The sequence below is a fragment of the Streptomyces spiramenti genome (assembly GCF_012034385.1).
In the GTDB taxonomy this organism is placed as follows: domain Bacteria; phylum Actinomycetota; class Actinomycetes; order Streptomycetales; family Streptomycetaceae; genus Streptomyces; species Streptomyces spiramenti.
In genome coordinates, this window is sequence record NZ_JAAVJB010000426.1 from 1 (window position 1) to 1866 (window position 1866).

1 protein-coding gene and 1 pseudogene are annotated in these 1866 nt (G+C 79.0%); both read right to left on the reverse strand.

The features are described 5' to 3' along the window. Positions 1-663: pseudogene (locus HCJ92_RS23890) on the reverse strand (hypothetical protein); the annotation flags it as partial. A 118-nt stretch (positions 664-781) separates the two neighbouring features. Beyond that, complete coding sequence (locus HCJ92_RS23895; protein WP_167935690.1) at positions 782-1678, reverse strand: FAD binding domain-containing protein; 897 nt, start codon at positions 1676-1678, stop codon at positions 782-784. Between the last annotated feature and the right edge of the window lie 188 nt (positions 1679-1866).

Below are 1866 nucleotides of genomic sequence, written 5' to 3' on the forward strand. Positions count from 1 at the left end.
GGGGGCGCCCCCGCCGGGCGGGATCATCGCGTCCGCGCGCTCCGGCGGGACCACCGCCTCGACCCCGAGGTCGACCGCCGGGCCGCTGGGCGGGTCCGCGACGGGATAGGGGTCGATGCGGGGGGCCTCGCCGTGCGCCGCCTCGGGCGGGCCGTACTCGGCCGGCCCCTCGCCCAACGGTCGCCGCCGGGCGCGTCCCTGGTGGACCCCGGCCAGCGCCGCGGCGGTGCCCTGCGCGCCGCCGGCGTCACCGCCGCCGATCGGCGGCGGGGTGCCGTGCACGGGGTCGGCGACGAACCCGGCGTCGGCCGGAGGCGGCAACTCACCGGTGCCGAACGGCATCTCCCAGTCGCCCGCCGGCCGCGCGCGCTCCTCCGGTGCGGTGCCCGGACCACCGGACGGGAACGGGCCGCCGGGCGGGAACGGACCACCGGGCGGGAACGGGCCCGCGGCGGTGCCGATCTCCGGCGGTCGGTACCCGTGGCCCGGAGCCGCGAGGGGGTCGCCGGGGCCGGGCTCGCCGATCAGCCCCTCCGGCAACTGCACGAAGGCGGTGGCCTCGCTGTCGTACTCCCCGCCCCAACTGGTGCCGGGCGCGGGGACGTCCGGATGGCGCGGATCGGGCTCCCCACCCCGTGGTCCGTGCCGTTCCTCGTTCACCATGCCTCCCGGAACGCCGCGCCCGGCCGGTGGCCGCGGGCGGCGGTGTCGATGTGGCCGCGCCGCGGCGGGCGCGCTGCCGGTCCGGTGACGGTCGGGCTCGTCACGGCGGTCGGTGTCGTCACGACAGCGCCCTTCCGAGCCCGCGCCGTGCGAGCGCCGCGACGGTGCGACGCAGGTGGAGCAGGCCGGGCGACAGCGCGGCGACCTCGCCCGTCGCCGGGTCGGGCTCCGGGTCGGGGATGCAGGCCATCGCGACGTACTCCCCGAACGCGGTCAGCGCTTCGGGCGGCACCGTGCGCGCGCCGTCCCAGTCCACGAGGGAGGCGATCCACGCCTCGGCCTCCAGCGGGCGCAGCGGGACCTGGGCGATCGCCCCGACCGCGCAGCGCACCTCACGGCGCGCGGGGTCCAGGGCGACGGCGACGGAGGCGACGGCCCGGCCGGGGCCCGTGCGCCCAGTGGCCTTGAGGAAGGTCTGCGGCGCGTGCAGCAGCGGTACCCGGGCGTAGGCGAGGAGTTCACCCGGCCGGAGGTGCTCGCGGCCCACGAGCAGGTCGCTCACCGGTACCTCGCGCCGGTCGCCGTCCGGGCCGGCGATCACCAGGTCGGCCTCCAGCGCGGCGAGGACCGGGAGGGTGTCGCCGGTCGGGGCACCGCTGATGATGTTGCCGCCCAGCGTCCCGGCGTTGAGGATCTGCGGCGGTCCCGCGCTGCGGGCGGCGGCGGCCAGCGCGGGCATGAGCACCGCGAAGTCGGGCCGCCCCATGCGGGCGAGGGTGAGGCAGGCGCCGAGCAGGGCGTGGCCGTCGCGGTACTCCCAGCCTCGCAGTTCCGCCACGCGCCCCAGTCCGACCAGCGCGGTGGGCCGCAGCAGGCCGCCGTTGACGGCCCCCATCAGGTCGGTGCCTCCGGCAACCGGCACGGCGGCGGGCTGCGCGGCGAGCGCCGCGACCGCCTCGTCGAGCGTCGCCGGGAGCGTCACCGGCTGCGCTGTGTGCGGTGCGTGCGTGCTCAACTCCAGCCGCCCCTTCCCCGGTCTACTGGGCCCGTCGGCCGTACGCTACGTGCTCCCGGCCTGGAAGTGGCAACTCTGGCATATGTTCCGCCGCCCCGGCGCCCGGGGTTCACCCGTCGTCCGGGGCCCGCGGGGGCGCGCGCGGCGCCTCTCCGGGCTCGGGCCCGGCGCCGCCGGGTCACCGGGCG